Annotated in this window: 17 protein-coding genes; 2 read left to right on the top strand and 15 right to left on the bottom strand. The window is 58.7% G+C overall.

The genetic code is table 11. From position 1 onward, the window contains the following. Positions 1–774: a uroporphyrinogen-III C-methyltransferase gene (gene cobA / locus HK44_RS04020; protein ID WP_019689478.1), complete on the top strand. Its 774-nt coding sequence runs from the start codon at positions 1–3 to the stop codon at positions 772–774. A gap of 106 nt (positions 775–880) precedes the next feature. On the opposite strand, the gene HK44_RS04015 is transcribed toward cobA, so the two are convergent. The 9 genes from HK44_RS04015 to ppsA all read right to left on the bottom strand — a co-directional run bounded on the left by HK44_RS04015 (position 881) and on the right by ppsA (position 9,245). Next, positions 881–1,858, bottom strand: coding sequence for an OmpA family protein (locus HK44_RS04015; RefSeq protein ID WP_019689477.1), 978 nt, complete (start codon positions 1,856–1,858; stop codon positions 881–883). 107 nt (positions 1,859–1,965) lie between these two features. Continuing rightward, positions 1,966–2,556 carry an RNA polymerase sigma factor SigX gene (gene sigX, locus HK44_RS04010; protein WP_019689476.1) on the bottom strand — a complete coding sequence of 197 codons (591 nt, stop codon included), beginning with the start codon at positions 2,554–2,556 and terminating at the stop codon, positions 1,966–1,968. A gap of 91 nt (positions 2,557–2,647) precedes the next feature. Then, positions 2,648–3,472 (bottom strand): mechanosensitive ion channel family protein, encoded by an 825-nt coding sequence (locus HK44_RS04005; protein WP_008027407.1) that lies wholly within the window; start codon positions 3,470–3,472, stop codon positions 2,648–2,650. Between the two features lie 2 nt (positions 3,473–3,474). Beyond that, entirely contained in the window at positions 3,475–3,720 is a 246-nt protein-coding gene (locus tag HK44_RS04000) for a hypothetical protein (protein WP_019689475.1), read from the bottom strand. A gap of 63 nt (positions 3,721–3,783) precedes the next feature. Beyond that, a complete protein-coding gene (locus HK44_RS03995; protein WP_019689474.1) occupies positions 3,784–4,779 on the bottom strand; it encodes a zinc transporter ZntB in 996 nt (331 codons plus the stop codon). A 26-nt stretch (positions 4,780–4,805) separates the two neighbouring features. Further along, positions 4,806–5,297 (bottom strand): ribonuclease E activity regulator RraA, encoded by a 492-nt coding sequence (rraA, locus tag HK44_RS03990; protein ID WP_019689473.1) that lies wholly within the window; start codon positions 5,295–5,297, stop codon positions 4,806–4,808. Between the two features lie 87 nt (positions 5,298–5,384). Beyond that, positions 5,385–5,684, bottom strand: coding sequence for a Rieske (2Fe-2S) protein (locus HK44_RS03985; protein ID WP_019689472.1), 300 nt, complete (start codon positions 5,682–5,684; stop codon positions 5,385–5,387). A 100-nt stretch (positions 5,685–5,784) separates the two neighbouring features. Further along, complete coding sequence (locus HK44_RS03980; protein WP_019689471.1) at positions 5,785–6,774, bottom strand: alpha/beta fold hydrolase; 990 nt, start codon at positions 6,772–6,774, stop codon at positions 5,785–5,787. 95 nt (positions 6,775–6,869) lie between these two features. Then, positions 6,870–9,245, bottom strand: a complete 2,376-nt coding sequence (gene ppsA, locus HK44_RS03975) for a phosphoenolpyruvate synthase (RefSeq protein ID WP_019689470.1) — start codon at positions 9,243–9,245, stop codon at positions 6,870–6,872. A gap of 176 nt (positions 9,246–9,421) precedes the next feature. Here ppsA and ppsR point away from each other — a divergent pair, with 176 nt between their 5' ends. Continuing rightward, entirely contained in the window at positions 9,422–10,240 is an 819-nt protein-coding gene (gene ppsR, locus HK44_RS03970; RefSeq protein WP_019689469.1) for a posphoenolpyruvate synthetase regulatory kinase/phosphorylase PpsR, read from the top strand. An 82-nt stretch (positions 10,241–10,322) separates the two neighbouring features. Here the strand turns inward: ppsR and prpD are convergent, their stop codons facing one another. The 6 genes from prpD to HK44_RS03940 form a co-directional block, all read right to left on the bottom strand. Beyond that, positions 10,323–11,807 (bottom strand): 2-methylcitrate dehydratase, encoded by a 1,485-nt coding sequence (prpD, locus tag HK44_RS03965; RefSeq protein WP_019689468.1) that lies wholly within the window; start codon positions 11,805–11,807, stop codon positions 10,323–10,325. A gap of 207 nt (positions 11,808–12,014) precedes the next feature. Then, positions 12,015–13,205 carry a 2-methylaconitate cis-trans isomerase PrpF gene (gene prpF / locus HK44_RS03960; protein WP_019689467.1) on the bottom strand — a complete coding sequence of 397 codons (1,191 nt, stop codon included), beginning with the start codon at positions 13,203–13,205 and terminating at the stop codon, positions 12,015–12,017. 54 nt (positions 13,206–13,259) lie between these two features. Further along, a complete protein-coding gene (acnD, locus tag HK44_RS03955) occupies positions 13,260–15,854 on the bottom strand; it encodes a Fe/S-dependent 2-methylisocitrate dehydratase AcnD (protein ID WP_019689466.1) in 2,595 nt (864 codons plus the stop codon). Positions 15,855–16,054: 200 nt separating this feature from the next. Next, positions 16,055–17,182, bottom strand: a complete 1,128-nt coding sequence (gene prpC, locus HK44_RS03950; protein ID WP_019689465.1) for a bifunctional 2-methylcitrate synthase/citrate synthase — start codon at positions 17,180–17,182, stop codon at positions 16,055–16,057. A 143-nt stretch (positions 17,183–17,325) separates the two neighbouring features. Beyond that, positions 17,326–18,219 (bottom strand): methylisocitrate lyase, encoded by an 894-nt coding sequence (prpB, locus tag HK44_RS03945; protein ID WP_019689464.1) that lies wholly within the window; start codon positions 18,217–18,219, stop codon positions 17,326–17,328. Next, positions 18,216–18,938, bottom strand: coding sequence for a GntR family transcriptional regulator (locus HK44_RS03940; protein WP_019689463.1), 723 nt, complete (start codon positions 18,936–18,938; stop codon positions 18,216–18,218). The genes prpB and HK44_RS03940 overlap by 4 nt, the downstream gene beginning before the upstream one ends. Positions 18,939–19,163 lie beyond the last annotated feature (225 nt).

The following is a 19,163-nucleotide window of genomic DNA, read 5'->3' as shown; positions in this document are numbered from 1 at the left end:
ATGAGCGCAAAAGTCTGGTTGGTGGGTGCAGGTCCCGGTGACCCTGAATTGCTGACCCTCAAAGCTGTACGGGCGCTGAACGAAGCCGATGTGGTACTGATCGATGACCTGGTCAACGACGCAGTGCTGGTGCATTGCCCACAGGCGCGAATCATTGCCGTCGGCAAACGTGGTGGCTGTCGCTCTACCCCACAGGCGTTCATTCATCGCTTGATGCTGCGTTATGCCCGCCAAGGAAAGTGTGTGGTACGGCTCAAGGGCGGCGATCCGTGCATTTTCGGACGCGGCGGTGAAGAAGCGCAGTGGCTGCGCGAGCGCGAGATTGAAGTGGAGTTGGTCAATGGCATCACCGCAGGCCTGGCCGGCGCAACGCAATGCGATATTTCCTTGACCCTGCGCGGCGTCGCCCGCGGCGTAACCCTGGTCACTGCGCACACGCAGGACGACAGCGAGCTTAACTGGCGAGCCTTGGCCCAAAGCGGTACGACGCTGGTGATTTACATGGGCGTGGCGAAATTGAGCTCAATTGGCGAGCAATTGCTCGCCGGTGGGATGGCGGCTGATACGCCGGTGGCGATGATTGAAAATGCTTCATTGCCACATCAGCGCGAATGCCGGAGCAACCTGACTGCAATGCAGGAAGACGCCCACAGCTTCCAACTGAAAAGCCCGGCGATCCTGGTGATCGGTGCGGTGGCCGCTTATGAAAATGCTAACAAATCGCAGCCTGCACCCGCTCCTGCAGAGAAACTTTGGAACGCCAACCTCGCATAGGCGCCGCCGAAGGCTTGGGCTGCGTTCGGACGGTTCTTCCAAAAAGCCAAATCGCAGGCAAAGAAAAGCCCGGCCTAAGCCGGGCTTTTCCGAACTACCAGGCTAATTACTTAGCGGTAGCTTCAACCTGCGCTTCTACGCGACGGTTTGCAGCGCGGCCAGCGTCAGTGCTGTTGTCAGCAATTGGGCGGGACTTGCCATAACCAACCGAGTGAACGCGGTTAGCCGAAACACCATCCTTGACCAGAACTTGTTTCACAGCGTCAGCACGACGCTGGGACAGCTTCTGGTTGTAAGCGTCAGGACCGACGTTGTCGGTGTGACCTTCAACTACGGTGGTGGTGTTCGGGTACTGCTTCATGAAGTCAGCCAGGTTCTTCACGTCGCCGTAGCTGTTTGGCTTGACAACAGCCTTGTTGAAGTCGAATTTCACGTCCAGTTGAACGCGAACAACTTCAGCAACTGGAGCTTCTGGGGCTGGCTCTGGAGCCGGAGCTGCAACCGGTGCTGGAGCTGGAGCAACTTTGCCGCCAGTGCCGCCGAAGTTAACGCCCAGGCCGATCAGAGCCTGGTAGTCCCAACGACCGTTGTCCAGCTTGTAGTCGGCTTCAACGCCGGCACGAGCGTACAGGTTGTCGGTCATGTACCACTTGGCGCCAGCACCAGTGGTCAGGTAGGTGGACTTGTCACGACCAGTGTGACCGTCAGCAGCGACGTTGGTCATGCTGCCGTGAGATACACCGCCTTCAACGTAAGGACGGATAGCGTCGCCAACGGTACCGAAGTGGTACTGGGATTTCAGGCCGAAGTGATCGCCTTTGATCCGCTGGTTGCCAGTGTCAGTGTCCGAACGGGTGTATTCGTCTTTGCGGTAGGTCGCGTTCACAGAGACGTCGTCGGTCAGGAAGTAGCCGATCGATACGCCAGGAGTGCGGCCGTTCTGGTAGGAATCGACGCTGTGGTTCCAGGTTTTGCCCCAGAAGGCCTCACCTTCGACCGCGCCTTGGCCTTGTGCCAGAGCGCCGAACGAAGTAGCGGCAATAAGAGAACCAATGGCCAAGCCCAAGGTGTTTTTCAGTTTCATCCGTTAAATCCCCATCTGGTGATTGTAAAGCAGTCCCGCAAACCGGGGGACAACTCGGCGGCAAGTCTATCAGAACTTGCCTACACGTAAGAGATATTTGCGCCGAACTAAGTTTCAGCGATGCTTGCAAATTTCTCACGCAATTTGTCAAGAGCGCGTTTGTACCGCATTTTCGTTGCACTCAAACCCATGTGCATGATGTCCGCGATCTCCTGAAACTCCAACTCTGCGACAAATCGTAGCACTAGAATTTCTCGGTCAATCGGGTTCACATACACTAACCAGCGATCAAGTCCACCCTTTTCCTCAGGTTTCGGCGCCTTCTCTTCAGACGCTTCCTCAAGGGGGTCCAGACTCAAAGCGTCCATCAAGCGACGCTTACGCCGTTCCTTTCGATACTGTGTGATGCATTCGTTGTACGTGATGCTGTAGAGCCAGGTTTTGAACTTCGATTTCCCCTCGAAGTTCTTCAAACCGTACAACACCTTCAACATCACTTCCTGACAGACATCATCTGCGTCACGATCGTTCCCAAGATACCGTGCACAAACGTTAAATAATGTTCTCTGATAACGCCGCATCAGCTCTTCGTAGGCGCGCGTCACGTGAAACAGCTCCGTGTGCGAGCGCGCGACCAACTCCTCATCAGAGAGTTCGCGGGGGTCGTAGCGCATGGATAGCGATTGGGCTTTATTCAAAACAAGTCGGGCCGACAGTCAGGTCAATGTCCGCCGCAGCCCATCGTATCGGGCATTTTTGCGGCGGCATACATTAGCAGGGTTTGCCGGGTTAGCGGCTACTAACATGCTGCTCCAGGAGGATCCGATTGGACAGTGAGACTAGCTCACCCTCATCGGTCAGCAATGTAGTTTTAACCGTGCCGATCTCTTCGATCTGACCTTCGACCTCACCAACACGCACTTGTTGCCCAACCTGATACAACTCGCGCACATAGATCCCAGCAAGAATCTGACCGGCGATTTCCCGGCTTCCCAACCCCATGGCCAAGGCAACTGCCAGACCAACGGTAATCAAGACAATCACGATCACATGGTTCAGCAGGTCTGTTTTGACCTCAAGCTGACTGATCGCGACCGAAATACTGATGATGATCACCAGGCCTTGAGCGATACGCCCAAGGCCCGCTGCGTAGTCCAGTCCTACGCCCTCTGCGGCGCCGCGCACCAGCCCATTGGCCAATTGTGCGAGCAACACGCCCACCAGCAACACCAGTGCGGCACCAAATACTTTCGGTAAATACAGTGCCAGCATGTCGAGCGTAGCCGAAACTCGCTCCAAGCCAAGGGATTCCGCAGCAGAAACCAGAAAAATCAGCAAAACGAACCAATAAACGATCTTGCCGATCAGCGTAGAAATCGGCACCTGCAGGCCCGCACGGGACAGCAGCTTGGTCAAGCCGGTACCGCCCATCAAGCGGTCCAGGCCCAGTTTTGCGAGCAATTTCGAGAGCAGGGTGTCGAGCAGCTTGGCTACGACAAAACCCAGCAGAAGCACTACCAGTGCGCCGAACAGGTTCGGAATGAAGTTCGCTACCTTGGTCCACAACGCAGTCATTGCCGTGACGAGGCTCTGAGTCCAGAGATCAAGTTCCATATTCAATCAGCCTTATCAGCAGTGCGGGCAGCAGGTTTATGACGGGAAACCGGCAAGACATGGGCCGATCCGTTATTCAGGGCGATCATCAGCGCGGGCAGCCAGCGGCCCAGCAGGCTGAACAGATCACCGGCGCCAACCTGGCGGTTGGCGGTTTTCAGCACACGCCCCAGACAGGCATCGTCGTCGCGGGTGGACGGTGATGCCTTGAGCATGTCGCGCAAGGACTGTTCAAACGGATCGTGCATACGCACCTCTCGGGATATCTGTGAAAGACGCGATCAAAATTCTTCGGGTCACATGGCTCTCCCTCATACCCAGCGCAAACGCCGGAACAACCACCACTGCCCCACCCCTACGGTCACCATCATCAGGCAGGCAATCACGAAGCCATAAGGGTTTCCGGAAAAAGGAACTCCGCCGACGTTTATACCGAGCAAACCGGTCAGAAAACTCATCGGCAAAAAAATCCCGGTGATGATCCCGAAGCGATACATGATGCGATTCATGTGCACATTCAAACGCCGATCTTCGGTCTCAAGCACCAGCCCTACGCGCTCCCGGGTCAATTCCAGCTCTTCCAGGTAACGCGTCAGGCTGTTGTTCAATTCGTTCCAGTAATCGCCGTCATCATCGACAAACCATGGCAGTTTTATCCGCGTCAGCTGACCGAAGATATCCCGCTGCGGAGCAAGGAAGCGCTTCAGTCCTGCCGCTCGCCGACGGATCTGCACAATGGCGCCATGCTCCGGAGTATACCGTTCGTCGGCATCCAGCTTTTCTTCTTCATCATCGACGATTTCGGAGAGATCGCTGACCAGATCCTGCACTTTATGGGTGAGGTACTGAGCCATATAAAGGACCAGTTCGGAGGTGGTTTTCGGCCCCTTGCCCTCATTCAGTTGCACCAGCAACTCATCGGTAGCGCGCAACGGGCGTAAACGCAGGGAAATGACCCGCTGAGCAGAAGCGAAGATGCGCACCGACACCATGTCTTCAGGCTCGGCACCCGGGTTGAGGTTGATTCCGCGCAAAAACAGCAACAACTCGGAGTCCGGCAGCGCCAACAGGCGCGGCCGGGTGTTCTCTTCGAGTAGCAGGTCACAGCTGAACTCACTCAGACCGCTGGATTTACGCAACCAGGTCTGAGTTTGCGGGTGACTACGGTCCCAGTGCAGCCAAAGGCTTTCATGGGGTTGCAGTTGCAGGTCATCCAGTTCAGTCCGGGCAAGCCAACGCGCACCACCTTTACCATCCAGCACCAGGGCATGCACCAGCCCCCACTGCGCGTTTTCTTCCTCGAACATCCTCACCCCTGGCTTGAATCAGCTGTTTATTCTGGCATTTTCAACGGACTTGGCGAGACGATCACGCCGTTATTGTCCGCGTAGATGTATTCACCCGGACGGAAAGTCACGCCGGCGAAGGTTACCGCAACGTTCAGCTCACCGACGCCACGCCTGTCGGTTTTCATCGGGTGGCTTGCCAGCGCCTGCACGCCCAGGTCGGTTTGCGCAATAACGTCGACATCACGGATGCAGCCGTAGATCACCAACCCTTCCCAACCGTTTTTCGCGGCTTTCTCGGCGATCATGTCGCCCAGCAAGGCGCGGCGCAGCGAACCACCGCCATCGACCACCAGCACCTTGCCATTCCCTTTGAGCTCGGCCTGCTCCTTGACCCGCGAGTTGTCTTCGAAGCACTTGATGGTAACGATTTCGCCGCCGAAGGAATCACGGCCACCAAAATTGCTGAACATCGGCTCCAGCACCTGCACCAGTTCCGGGTAGGCATCACACAGGTCGGGAGTAAGGTAATGGTTCATCGAGAAACTCCTGTAAGAGAAAGTACAGATCGTGGGCTGTCGAAAATCGCAGGGGTTACGGCACAGAAACGAGTATCCGCAAAGAATTTAAACATCTATTCCGATGCGATCACCCTCGTAAGTCACCTTCAGCATACTCAAGCCAGGGCACTGTGCCTGTACCGGCACGCCGCTGGGCAACTGAAACTCGATACCGTGGCGCTGACAACGCAGGATATTTCCCGACAATGTCGCGCTGCCGAGCGGCGAGCCTTGGTGCGGACAGCTGTCTATCAGCAACAACGGCTGATTATCCAGCACCAACAACAGCAGGCTACGCCCTTCAACCTGGAACGTCCGCCGATAACCTTCATTCAGATTGATCAGACGCTCAAGAGGTACGAACATAAGGCCGACTCAACAACCGTTTGTGACCAGAACAGCTCAATGCGTCATATCTTAGCCGTTCGCTGATCGGAGCGAAACGCCCTTGTCAGAGCATTCGTACTCAGACGGCTGTGGCCAAATCCGGTTTGCCAGCCAGCAACGGCGCCTGCGGATCTGCCAGCCAGCGCTGCACCAACGGCCAGACTTCAACCTGAGCAGCTTTGCTGACAAGCATTTCAACATGCCCGAAATTGTCCGAAAAACCCTGCTCGCGCCCCAGGCAAATGAACTGCTTGCGCTCGGAACCGATCTGATCGAACAGCTTGCGACACGCCCAATCCGGGTCCTGATGATCGCTGGTCGCGCTGACGCCCAAGACCGGCACCTGAACCTCCGCCAGCCCGGCCCACCAGTCTTTCTCGGCATCGCCAAAGCGCCCGAACAAGCCGTACCAGCGCATGCCCTCCAGGGCCAGGCCTATCGGCTCGTCCTCCGGACCGCGCTTGAGGCGAGAGCCCGAAATTTGCGCGAAACGCTTCAGGATGAACCGTCCGCTCCACTCCACCGGGGGAATTTTCAGCGGCCAATAGGTGCGACTGACCTGCGTACCAAAAAACGCCGCAGAGGCCACGGCAGGCTCACCCAGGTACTGACCACCCAGCGCTGCCGCCAGGGTGATGCCGCCCAGTGAATGACCAATCCAGTGCGGAACCTGAGCGCTTTGCTCACGAACGAACGCAGCAATCGCCGGTAGATCGTAACGGGCATAGTCGGCAACGCGGTTCTTTCGATAGTTCTGGTTACGCCGGGACAAGCCGTGACCGCGCATTTCCGGTATCCACACATCAAAACCGGCGCGCGCAAGATAGGCGCCCAGGCCAAGGCCTTTGGGAGAAAACCAGAAACGCCGATTGGAAAAACTGCCGTGTAACAAAATCACCGGAATGCCACGCACGGCGGGCTCATCGGCCATGCCCAGGCGGGTGACCGCCAGTTCGACGGTGCCGTCCGGGCTATTGCCGGGTTTCAAGCGGTAGACGTCCTCGCTCAGATCGCCGCGACGCTCGGCGCTGATCAAGGCGACAGGAAACAGGTTGCTGCTGCTTTGCATAATGCTCTTGCACAAAAAGGGGCGGCATCCAGATGGATGCCCCCCCTACTTGAACTTTAAAGGGCCGATCACCGATCGGCCCTTCACTCAACGACTTAGACCGCAGCCTGACCTTCAGCCAGGAAGAACCAGGTTTCCAGTACGGAATCGGGGTTCAACGAAACGCTTTCGATACCCTGTTCCATCAGCCACTTGGCCAGGTCTGGGTGGTCGGAAGGGCCCTGGCCGCAAATACCGATGTATTTGCCAGCCTTGTTGCAGGCCTGAATCGCGTTGGACAGCAGCTTCTTGACCGCTGGATTACGCTCGTCGAACAGATGCGCGATGATCCCGGAGTCACGGTCCAGACCCAGGGTCAGCTGGGTCAGGTCGTTGGAACCAATGGAGAAACCGTCGAAGAACTCGAGGAACTCTTCAGCCAGGATCGCGTTGGACGGCAGCTCGCACATCATGATGATGCGTAGACCGTTTTCGCCACGTGCCAGGCCATTCTCGGCCAACAGTTCCACAACCTGGCTGGCTTCGCCCAGGGTACGGACGAACGGCACCATGATTTCGACGTTGGTCAGGCCCATGTCGTTGCGCACGCGTTTCAGCGCGCGGCATTCGAGTTCGAAGCAGTCACGGAACGACTCGCTGATGTAACGCGAAGCGCCACGGAAGCCCAGCATCGGGTTTTCTTCTTCCGGCTCGTAGAGCTTGCCGCCGATCAGGTTGGCGTACTCGTTGGACTTGAAGTCCGACAGACGCACAATGACCTTTTTCGGCCAGAACGCGGCAGCCAGGGTGCTGATGCCTTCGACCAGTTTCTCGACGTAGAAGCCGACCGGATCGTGGTAACCGGCAATGCGCTTGTCGACGCTGTCCTTGATTTCCGGCGGCAGGCCGTCGTAGTTCAGCAGTGCTTTAGGGTGCACGCCGATCATGCGGTTGATGATGAACTCCAGACGGGCCAGGCCCACACCGGCGTTCGGCAACTGCGCGAAATCGAAAGCGCGATCCGGGTTACCGACGTTCATCATGATTTTGAACGGCAGTTCCGGCATGGCATCGACGGAGTTTTTCTTGATGTCGAAGCCCAACTCGCCTTCGAAGATGAACCCGGTGTCGCCTTCAGCGCAGGAAACCGTCACACCCTGGCCGTCTTTCAACAGCTGAGTGGCGTTACCGCAACCCACGACTGCCGGGATACCCAGTTCACGCGCAATGATCGCCGCGTGGCAGGTACGACCGCCACGGTTGGTAACGATGGCGCTGGCGCGCTTCATGACCGGTTCCCAGTCCGGGTCGGTCATGTCGGAAACCAGAACATCGCCCGGCTGGACTTTATCCATCTCGGAAACGTCTTTGATGATGCGCACTTTACCGGCGCCGATCCGCTGGCCGATGGCGCGACCTTCAACCAGCACAGTGCCGGTTTCTTTCAACAGGTAACGCTCCATGACGTTGGCCTGGGTGCGGCTCTTCACGGTTTCAGGACGAGCCTGAACGATGTACAGCTTGCCGTCGTCGCCGTCTTTGGCCCATTCGATGTCCATCGGGCACTTGTAGTGCTTCTCGATGATCATCGCCTGCTTGGCCAGCTCACTGACTTCAGCATCGGTCAGGCAGAAACGCGCGCGTTCGGCCTTGTCGACATCGACAGTCTTGACCGAACGACCGGCCTTGGCTTCGTCGCCGTAGATCATCTTGATGGCTTTGCTGCCCAGGTTGCGGCGCAGGATTGCCGGGCGACCCGCTGCCAGCGTGCCTTTGTGGACGTAGAACTCATCCGGGTTCACCGCGCCCTGTACGACAGTTTCGCCCAGGCCGTAGGCGCCGGTGATAAACACCACATCACGGAAGCCGGATTCGGTATCGAGGGTGAACATCACGCCGGCAGTGCCGGTTTCCGAACGGACCATGCGCTGCACGCCAGCCGACAGGGCAACCAGTTTATGGTCGAAGCCCTGGTGCACGCGGTAGGAAATGGCACGGTCGTTGAACAGGGAAGCAAAGACTTCCTTGGCAGCACGAATGACGTTTTCGACGCCGCGGATGTTCAGGAAGGTTTCCTGTTGGCCGGCGAAGGAAGCGTCCGGCAAATCTTCGGCCGTTGCCGAGGAGCGCACGGCCACGGCCATGTCCGGGTTACCGGCCGACAGCGTGGCGAACGCGGTGCGGATTTCGGCGTTGAGTTTCTCCGGAAACTCGGCCTCCATGATCCATTGACGAATTTGCGCACCGGTTTTCGCCAGGGCGTTCACGTCGTCGACGTCCAGCGCATCGAGCGCTGCGTGGATCTGGTCGTTCAAACCACTTAATTCGAGAAAATCACGATAAGCCTGAGCCGTCGTGGCAAAGCCACCCGGGACCGAAACACCGGCCCCCGCAAGATTACTGATCATCTCGCCGAGGGATGCGTTCTTGCCCCCCACATGCTCTACATCATGGACGCCGAGCTTATCGAGGGAAACTACGTACTCTACCAAGGTGATCTCTCCACTAACTGTGTTGGAAAAGCTCAGGGCGCTGGCGGCTCATAGGGAGCATTTGCCAGCAATATGGCCTGGACCTGGAAAATAAGTGAGAATGCGGGCCAATCCAGGCCGACAAACCGCGCCTATCATATCCAAGAATCGTCACCAGCTTAAGGCCCAAGGCGCAAATGAAACGATCTGCTTTCTTTATCTCCGATGGCACGGGCATTACAGCCGAAACCCTGGGTCAAAGTTTGTTGGCGCAGTTCGAAAATATTACCTTCAGCAAAGTCATACGACCGTACATCGACAACGTGGACAAAGCGCGGGCCATGGTACAACAAATCAATATGGCCGCCGAAAAGGACGGATTTCGTCCGATCATCTTCGACACGATCGTCAACCAGGATATTCGTGAGATCCTCGCGACCTCCAATGGTTTCATGATCGACATTTTCTCGACCTTCCTCGCGCCGCTCGAGCTGGAGCTGAGCGAACACTCGTCGTATTCGGTCGGCAAGTCCCATTCGATTGGCCACAACTCCAATTACATGGAGCGCATCGAGGCAGTGAACTTCGCCCTCGACAACGACGACGGCGCCCGCACCCACTATTACGACAAGGCTGACCTGATCCTGGTCGGCGTGTCGCGCTGCGGCAAAACCCCGACCTGCCTGTACATGGCCATGCAATTCGGTATTCGCGCGGCCAACTACCCGCTGACCGAAGACGACATGGAGCGCCTGCAACTGCCAACAGCATTGCGTGCCCACAAACACAAGCTGTTTGGCCTGACCATCGACCCGGACCGCCTCACCGCGATCCGCAACGAACGCAAGCCCAATAGCCGCTACTCGAGCTATGCCCAGTGCGAGTTCGAAGTGCGAGAAGTCGAAAACCTGTTCCGCCGCGAGAACATCGCGCACATCAACTCCACGCATTTTTCCGTGGAAGAGATTTCGGCGAAAATCCTGGTGGAAAAAGGTGTCGAGCGGCGGTTCAAGTAGCTCCATTGTTGCCAGGTCTACCGCCATCGCGAGCAGACGGAACGCCGCCCGGCTGCTCGCGATGAACGATTACGCGGTCTGGCTAGATCACCCACAAATCGACAAAACGGTTAACCGGCGTGGCCTCAAGGCTCGCCTGATCCTTGCACAAGGCAAAGATCTGCGCTGTGCGCTGCGCAGTGAATCGAGTGGCCAGATTGGCCTTGAACTTGTCCTCCAGCAAGGGAATGCCCTCCGCGCGGCGACGACGATGACCAACCGGGTATTCGACCACCACTTGTTCGGTGCTTGAGCCGTCCTTGAAGAACACTTGCAAGGCGTTGGCGATAGAGCGCTTGTCAGCCTCCAGGTATTCGCGGGTGTAGCGCGGCTCTTCAACAATGACCATCTTCTCGCGCAACGCGTCGATGATCGGGTGCGCGGCGTGGAACTCGTCTTCGTACTGTTCAGCCACCAGAGTGCCGAAGGCCAGCGGCACGGCGGTCATGTACTGGATGCAGTGGTCGCGGTCCGCGGCATTGGCCAATTGGCCGACCTTGGAAATGATACGAATCGCCGACTCGTGAGTGGTGATAACGATCTTGTCGATGTCATCCAGACGATTGCTCACCTGCGGGTGCAGGGTCACCGCCGCTTCGCAGGCGGTTTGCGCGTGAAACTCGGCCGGGAAACTGATCTTGAACAGCACGTTTTCCATCACGTAAGTGCCGTACTTCTGCGAGAGGCTGAACGTACGTTTATCTGCGGGCTTGAGCGCCAGGTCCTTGTTGGTGTGGCTGAACAGCACGTCGTAGAAACCCCACTGCGGCGCTGTCAATACACCCGGAATGCCCATCTCGCCACGCATAGCGATGTCCGCCAACCGTACGCCACGACTGGAGGCGTCGCCCGCAGCCCAGGACTTGCGCGAACCGGCGTTCGGCGCATGACGGTAAGTGCGCAGTGCCTGGCCGTCGACAAACGCGTGGGACAGCGCCGCCAGCAGTTGCTCGCGATTGGCGCCCATCAGTTTCGCGGTCACTGCCGTCGAGGCGACTTTGACCAGCAGCACATGGTCCAGGCCGACCCGGTTGAAGGAATTCTCCAGGGCAATCACACCCTGGATCTCGTGCGCCATGATCATCGCGTCCAGTACCGCTCGCATGGTCAGCGGCGCATCGCCATTGGCCACGTGTTTTTGCGACAGGTGATCGGCGACCGCGAGTATCCCGCCGAGGTTATCGGACGGATGGCCCCACTCGGCCGCCAGCCAGGTGTCGTTGTAGTCGAGCCAGCGGACGATACAGCCGATGTCCCACGCCGCTTTTACCGGGTCGAGACGAAAACGGGTACCGGGAACACGTGCGCCAAAGGGCACGACCGTGCCTTCAACGATAGGACCCAGGTGTTTGGTGCATTCGGGAAAGCGCAGGGCCAGCAGGCCGCAGCCAAGGGTGTCCATCAGGCAATTGCGGGCGGTGTCCAGCGCCTCTTTGGACTCGATCTTAAAGTTCAGGACGTAATCGGCAATGTCCTGCAGGACCTTGTCGTAGTCGGGGCGAATGTTCAGGTCAACGTTGGCGCTCATGTTCGATTCACTCTGGCAGTGGTTCGTTGATGGGACCTCGGCTCAGGGTTAATCTTAGTCAGCTACAACATTCTTATTATAGAAAAAACGGTCAATTGTGGGAGCGAGCCTGCTCGCGATGGCGGTGTGACAGCCAACAAAGATACTGAATGTTATGGCCTCATCGCGAGCAGGCTCGCTCCCACAGGGTTCGCTTCAGGATTGACCTCAGAACGAATCACCCGGCACGCGCACCCAGCCTTCCATCAGTACCCGCGCACTGCGGCTCATGATGGCTTTGGTCACGGTCCATTCGCCATCGACCCGTTGGGCTTCGGCGCCAACGCGTAAGGTGCCGGACGGATGCCCGAAGCGCACCGCGTTGCGTGGAATACCACCCGCGGCGAGGTTGACCAGCGTGCCGTCAATCGCCGCCGCGGTGCCGATGGCTACGGCAGCGGTGCCCATCATCGCGTGGTGCAACTTGCCCATGGACAGTGCGCGGACCAGCAGGTCGACATCACCTGCGACCACCGGCTTACCACTGGAAGCGAGGTAATCGGCGGGCCGTGCAACGAACGCCACCTTGGGGGTGTGCTGACGCTTGGCGGCGTCGTCAAGATTCTGGATCAGCCCCATGCGCAGTGCGCCATGCGCGCGAATGGTCTCGAACATCGCCAGCGCTTTCGGATCGGCGTTGATATCGCCCTGCAACTCGGTGCCGGTGTAGCCGATGGCTTCGGCGTTAACGAAAATGGTCGGAATGCCGGCGTTGATCATGGTCACCTTGAGCGTGCCGACACCGGGCACTTGCAGGTCATCGACCAGGTTGCCGGTCGGGAACATCGAGCCGCCTGCACCCTCTTCTTCAGCCGCCGGGTTCATGAATTCGAGCTGCACCTCAGCGGCCGGAAAGGTCACGCCATCAAGTTCGAAATCACCGGTTTCCTGCACCGCACCGTCAGTGATCGGCACGTGAGCGATGATGGTCTTGCCGATATTGGCCTGCCAGATGCGCACCACCGCCACGCCGTCATGCGGAATACGACCGGCCTCGACCAGACCGCTGCTGATGGCGAACGAACCGACCGCTGCCGAAAGGTTGCCGCAGTTACCGCTCCAGTCGACAAAAGGCTTGTCGATGGAGACCTGACCGAACAGGTAATCGACATCGTGATCGGCCTTGATGCTCTTGGACACGATCACCGTTTTGCTGGTGCTGGAAGTCGCCCCACCCATGCCGTCGATTTGCTTTTCATACGGATCAGGGCTGCCGATTACCCGCAACAACAACGCGTCGCGGGACGGGCCCGGAACCTGCGCCGACTCAGGCAGGTCTTGCAGGCTGAAGAACACGCCTTTGCTGGTGCCGCCCCGCATGTAGGTGGCGGGAATCTTGATCTGGGATACGTGGGCCATAATGTTCCTTATGCGCCGGAGCAGGACGTTACCGCCCTGCCCCGGCAAGTCGCGTTAGACAGCAACAGCCGATTCAAGGAAGTCCTGGGCGAAACGCTGCAACACGCCGCCGGCTTCATAGATCGAGACTTCTTCAGCAGTGTCGAGACGGCAGGTAACCGGCACCGACACCTGCTCACCGTTCTTGCGGGTGATGACCAGGGTCAGCGTGGCGCGCGGCGTGCGCTCGCCGATCACGTCGAAGGTCTCAGTGCCGTCGATGCCCAGCGTCTTGCGGTCGGTGCCCGGCTTGAACTCCAGCGGCAACACGCCCATGCCCACCAGGTTGGTGCGGTGGATGCGCTCGAAACCTTCGGCAGCGATGGCTTCGACACCGGCCAGACGCACCCCCTTGGCTGCCCAGTCACGGGACGAACCCTGACCGTAATCGGCACCTGCGATGATGATCAGCGGCTGCTTGCGCTCCATGTAGGTTTCGATAGCATCCCACATGCGCATGACCTGGCCTTCCGGCTCGACACGCGCCAGCGAACCCTGCTTGACCTTGCCATTTTCCTGCACCATTTCGTTGAACAGTTTCGGGTTGGCGAAGGTCGCGCGTTGCGCGGTCAAGTGGTCACCGCGGTGAGTCGCGTAGGAGTTGAAGTCCTCTTCCGGCAAGCCCATTTTCGCCAGGTATTCGCCAGCGGCGCTGTCGAGCATGATCGCGTTGGACGGCGACAGGTGATCGGTGGTGATGTTGTCCGGCAGCACCGCCAGCGGGCGCATGCCCTTGAGCGGACGTGCCCCGGCCAGGGCGCCTTCCCAGTACGGCGGACGACGAATGTAGGTGCTCATCTCGCGCCAGTCGTACAGCGGTTTGACTTTCGGGCCGGTGTCTTCGTGGATGGCGAACATCGGGATGTAGACCTGACGGAACTGCTCCGGTTTAACCGATGCCTTGACTACCGCATCAATCTCTTCGTCGCTCGGCCAGATGTCCTTGAGACGGATCTCCTTGCCATCCGCCGTCAGGCCCAACACGTCTTTTTCGATGTCGAAACGAATGGTCCCGGCAATGGCGTACGCCACCACCAGCGGCGGCGAGGCAAGGAACGCCTGCTTGGCGTAGGGGTGAATCCGACCGTCGAAGTTGCGGTTACCCGACAACACGGCGGTGGCATACAGGTCACGGTCGATGATCTCTTGCTGGATCACCGGGTCCAGCGCACCGGACATGCCGTTGCAGGTGGTGCAGGCGAATGCCACCACGCCGAAACCGAGTTGCTCCAGCTCAGAGGTCAGGCCGGCTTCATCCAGATACAGCGCCACGGTTTTCGAACCCGGCGCGAGGGATGATTTGACCCACGGCTTGCGGGTCAGCCCGAACTTGTTGGCATTACGCGCCAACAGGCCGGCAGCGATGACGTTGCGCGGGTTGCTGGTGTTGGTGCAACTGGTGATGGCGGCGATGATCACTGCGCCGTCCGGCATTTGGCCGGGCACATCGTCCCACTGGCCGGAGATGCCTTGAGCCGCAAGGTCGGAAGTAGCGACACGGGCGTGAGGATTGCTCGGCCCTGCCATGTTGCGCACCACCGAAGACAGGTCGAAGGTCAAGCCACGCTCGTATTGCGCACCCTTCAGGCTATCGGCCCACAGGCCCGTGGTCCTGGCGTAATTTTCAACCAACTGCACCTGCTCGTCTTCACGACCGGTAAGTTTCAGGTAGTCGATGGTCTGCTGGTCGATGTAGAACATCGCTGCGGTGGCGCCGTACTCCGGGGCCATGTTGGAAATGGTCGCACGGTCGCCGAGGGTCAGCGCGGAGGCGCCTTCGCCGAAGAATTCAAGCCAGGCTCCGACCACTTTTTGCTTGCGCAGGAACTCGGTCAACGCCAGCACCATGTCGGTGGCGGTAATGCCCGGTTGCAGCTTGCCGGTGAGTTCGACGCCGACGCTTTCCGGCAGACGCATCCAGGAGGCGCGACCAAGCATCACGCTTTCCGCTTCCAGACCGCCGACGCCGATGGCGATCACGCCCAGGGCATCGACGTGCGGGGTGTGACTGTCGGTGCCGACACAGGTATCCGGGAAAGCCACGCCGTCACGCACCTGGATCACTGGTGACATTTTCTCCAGGTTGATCTGGTGCATGATGCCGTTGCCTGGCGGAATCACGTCGACGTTCTTGAAGGCCTTCTTGGTCCAGTTGATGAAGTGGAAACGGTCTTCGTTACGACGGTCTTCGATGGCGCGGTTCTTTTCGAACGCTTCCGGATCGAAGCCACCGCGTTCGACGGCCAGGGAGTGATCGACGATCAATTGCGTCGGTACCACCGGGTTCACTTGCGCAGGATCGCCACCTTGCAGGGCGATGGCATCACGCAGGCCGGCGAGGTCGACCAGGGCGGTCTGGCCAAGAATATCGTGGCACACCACGCGGGCCGGGAACCACGGGAAGTCGAGGTCGCGTTTGCGCTCGATGAACTGCTTCAGGGATTCGGTAAGCGTGGCCGGGTCGCAGCGGCGCACCAGGTTTTCCGCCAGTACGCGCGAGGTGTACGGCAGGGTGTCATAGGCGCCGGGCTGGATGGCCTCGACTGCCGCACGGGTGTCAAAGTAATCCAGATGGCTGCCGGGCAGCGATTTGCGAAAATCTGTGTTCATCGTCAGGACTCGGTCACGGTGATTACAAAAGGTGGTGCCTGGCGCCGGATTTGAAACCCGACCTTTGTAGGAGCCGAGCTTGCTCGCGATAGCGGTGTAACGGTTGACATCAATGTTGAGTGTCAGTCCGTCTTCGCGAGCAAGCCCGCTCCCACAGGGTACTCTGTCGTTCCAAAAATCGGCGGTCAGGCCTCCACCATTCAGCGTTGTTCGATTGGCACGAACTTGCGCTGTTCGACGCCGACGTACTCGGCGCTCGGGCGGATGATGCGGTTGTTCGCGCGCTGTTCGAACACATGCGCCGCCCAACCGGTCAGGCGCGAGCAGACGAAAATCGGCGTGAACAGCTTGGTCGGGATGCCCATGAAGTGGTACGCCGAGGCATGGTAGAAGTCCGCGTTGGGGAACAGTTTCTTCTGTTCCCACATGGTCTTGTCGATGGCTTCGGACACCGGGAACAACACGGTGTCGCCGACTTCGTCAGCAAGTTTTTTCGACCAGCCCTTAATCACTTCATTACGCGGATCGTTGTCTTTGTAGATCGCGTGACCGAAGCCCATGATCTTGTCTTTGCGCGCGAGCATGTCGAGGGTGCCTTTGATCGCCTCTTGCGGCGACGCGAAGCGCTCGATCATTTCCATCGCCGCTTCGTTGGCGCCGCCATGCAGCGGACCGCGCAGGGAACCGATGGCTGCGGTAACGCAGGAGAACAGGTCGGACAAGGTCGATGCGCATACGCGGGCGGTGAAGGTCGACGCGTTGAACTCGTGTTCCGCGTAAAGGATCAGCGAAACGTTCATCACCTTGACGTGCAATTCGCTCGGCTTCTTGTCGTGCAGCAGGTGCAGGAAGTGCCCACCGATCGACTCTTCATCGGTCACGCAATTGATGCGCTTGCCTTCGTGACTGAAGCGATACCAGTAGCACATGATCGCCGGGAACGCGGCCAGCAGCCGGTCGGTTTTATCGTGTTGCTGGGAGAAGTCATGCTCCGGTTCAAGGTTGCCGAGGAACGAGCAGCCGGTGCGCATCACGTCCATTGGATGGGCGTCTGCCGGGATGCGTTCGAGCACCTCCTTCAGCGCTTGCGGCAGGTCACGCAGCTTGCTCAGTTTGCTGATGTAGGCCGCCAGCTGCGCCTTGTTCGGCAGTTCGCCGTAGAGCAGCATGTACGCCACTTCTTCGAAATGCGCTTGCGCCGCCAGTTCGCGAACGTCATAGCCGCGATAGGTCAGGCCGGCGCCTTCTTGTCCCACGGTGGACAATGCGGTTTGCCCGGCCACCTGGCCACGCAGCCCGGCGCCACTCAATACTTTTGCTTCGGCCATTGCTGTCTCCAATCTTGAATTTGTTAGGGAAACTTGTGGGAGCGAGCCTGCTCGCGACGGTGGATGGCTCACCTCGGTGCATCAGGAACACCGCGTTATCGTTAACGTCCATCGCGAGCAGGCTCGCTCCCACAGGGTTTGATTCAGTTCTTCTTCTGCGCAAACAACGCATCGAGCTTCTGCTCGAAGGTGTGGTAATCGATACGATCGTAAAGCTCCATGCGGGTCTGCATGGTGTCGATGACGTTCTGTTGCGTACCGTCGCGACGGATCGCGGTGTAGACGTTTTCCGCCGCTTTGTTCATCGCGCGAAAGGCCGACAGCGGGTACAGCACCAGCGACACATCGGCAGCCTTCAGTTGCTCGGTGGTGTACAGCGGCGTGGCGCCGAATTCGGTGATGTTGGCCAGGATCGGCGCTTTGACGCGGCTGGCGAACAGCTTGTACATGTCCAGTTCGGTGATGGCTTCCGGGAACACCATGTCGGCGCCGGCTTCGATGCACGCCGCGGCGCGATCCAGTGCCGATTCCAGACCTTCGACCGCCAGGGCGTCGGTGCGGGCCATGATCACGAAGCTGTCATCGGTACGCGCGTCGACTGCGGCCTTGATCCGGTCGACCATTTCCTGCTGGGAAACGATCTCTTTATTTGGGCGGTGACCGCAGCGCTTGGCGCCGACCTGGTCTTCGATGTGAATCGCTGCCGCGCCGAACTTGATCATCGACTTCACGGTGCGCGCGACGTTGAACGCCGAGGAGCCAAAACCGGTGTCCACGTCCACCAACAGCGGCAGGTCGCAGACGTCGGTGATCCGGCGTACGTCGGTCAACACGTCATCGAGCCCGGTAATCCCCAGGTCCGGCACACCGAGAGAACCGGCAGCGACCCCGCCACCGGACAGATAAATAGCCTTGAAACCGGCGCGCTTGGCCAGCAGCGCATGGTTGGCGTTGATTGTGCCGACCACTTGCAACGGATGCTCGCTGGCAACCGCATCGCGAAAACGCTGGCCTGGTGTGCTCTTGTTCGAACTCATGACTCACCTCGTGGAGTGGCTGTCTGATGGGCACCGTCCTGATAGTGACGGGCGATATTGCGTTTTGAAGCGCCGATGTGACGACGCATCAACAACTCGGCCAATTCACCGTCACGGTCGGCGATGGCATCGAGAATCCGGTGGTGCTCGGCGAACGCCTGGCGCGGCCGATTGGGCGTGGCGGAAAACTGAATGCGGTACATGCGCACCAGCTGGTACAGCTCGCCGCAGAGCATTTGCGTCAGCGTGCGGTTGCCGCTGCCTTGAATGATTCGGTAATGAAAGTCGAAATCACCTTCCTGCTGGTAATAGCCGACACCGGCCTGAAACGCCGCATCGCGCTCGTGGGTTTCCAGCACCTGACGCAACTCATCGATTTCTTCGGTGGTCATGCGCTCGGCAGCCAGACGACAGGCCATGCCTTCCAGGGACTCGCGAATTTCGTAGAGCTCAAGCAGTTCGGCGTGACTCAGCGACACCACCCTGGCCCCCACGTGCGGGACGCGAACCAGCAGGCGCTGACCTTCCAGACGATGGATCGCCTCGCGCAACGGCCCGCGGCTGATGCCGTAAGTGCGCGCCAATTCAGGCTCGGAGATCTTGCTGCCCGGGGCGATTTCACCTTTGACGATGGCCGCCTGAATACGTCGGAAGACGTTTTCGGAAAGGGTTTCCGAATCGTCTGACGCCATCACAGGGGGATCAAGTTGATCCAGCATATTGTCGACACCTCGTAAGCCAATGCGGCAAAAACTAACCAATATCGCGCAATCAGTCAAAGGAAATAGATCTATTGTCGACAATCGTCTAATAAACGCCTTAGGTAAAACCTAAGTAAAGGACAGACCCGCGGCTGGCGCCATAAAACCACCGTGCTAGAATGCCGCCCGCATTTGTCTGTCATCTTTTTATGGCAGGCACGAGAAGGAGCTTGTGCAGCAATG

This window comes from Pseudomonas fluorescens HK44 (assembly GCF_000217955.3).
GTDB classification, from domain to species: domain Bacteria; phylum Pseudomonadota; class Gammaproteobacteria; order Pseudomonadales; family Pseudomonadaceae; genus Aquipseudomonas; species Aquipseudomonas fluorescens_AQ.
Note: the sequence above shows the minus strand (reverse complement) of the source record. Positions and strands in the feature narration are given on the sequence as shown.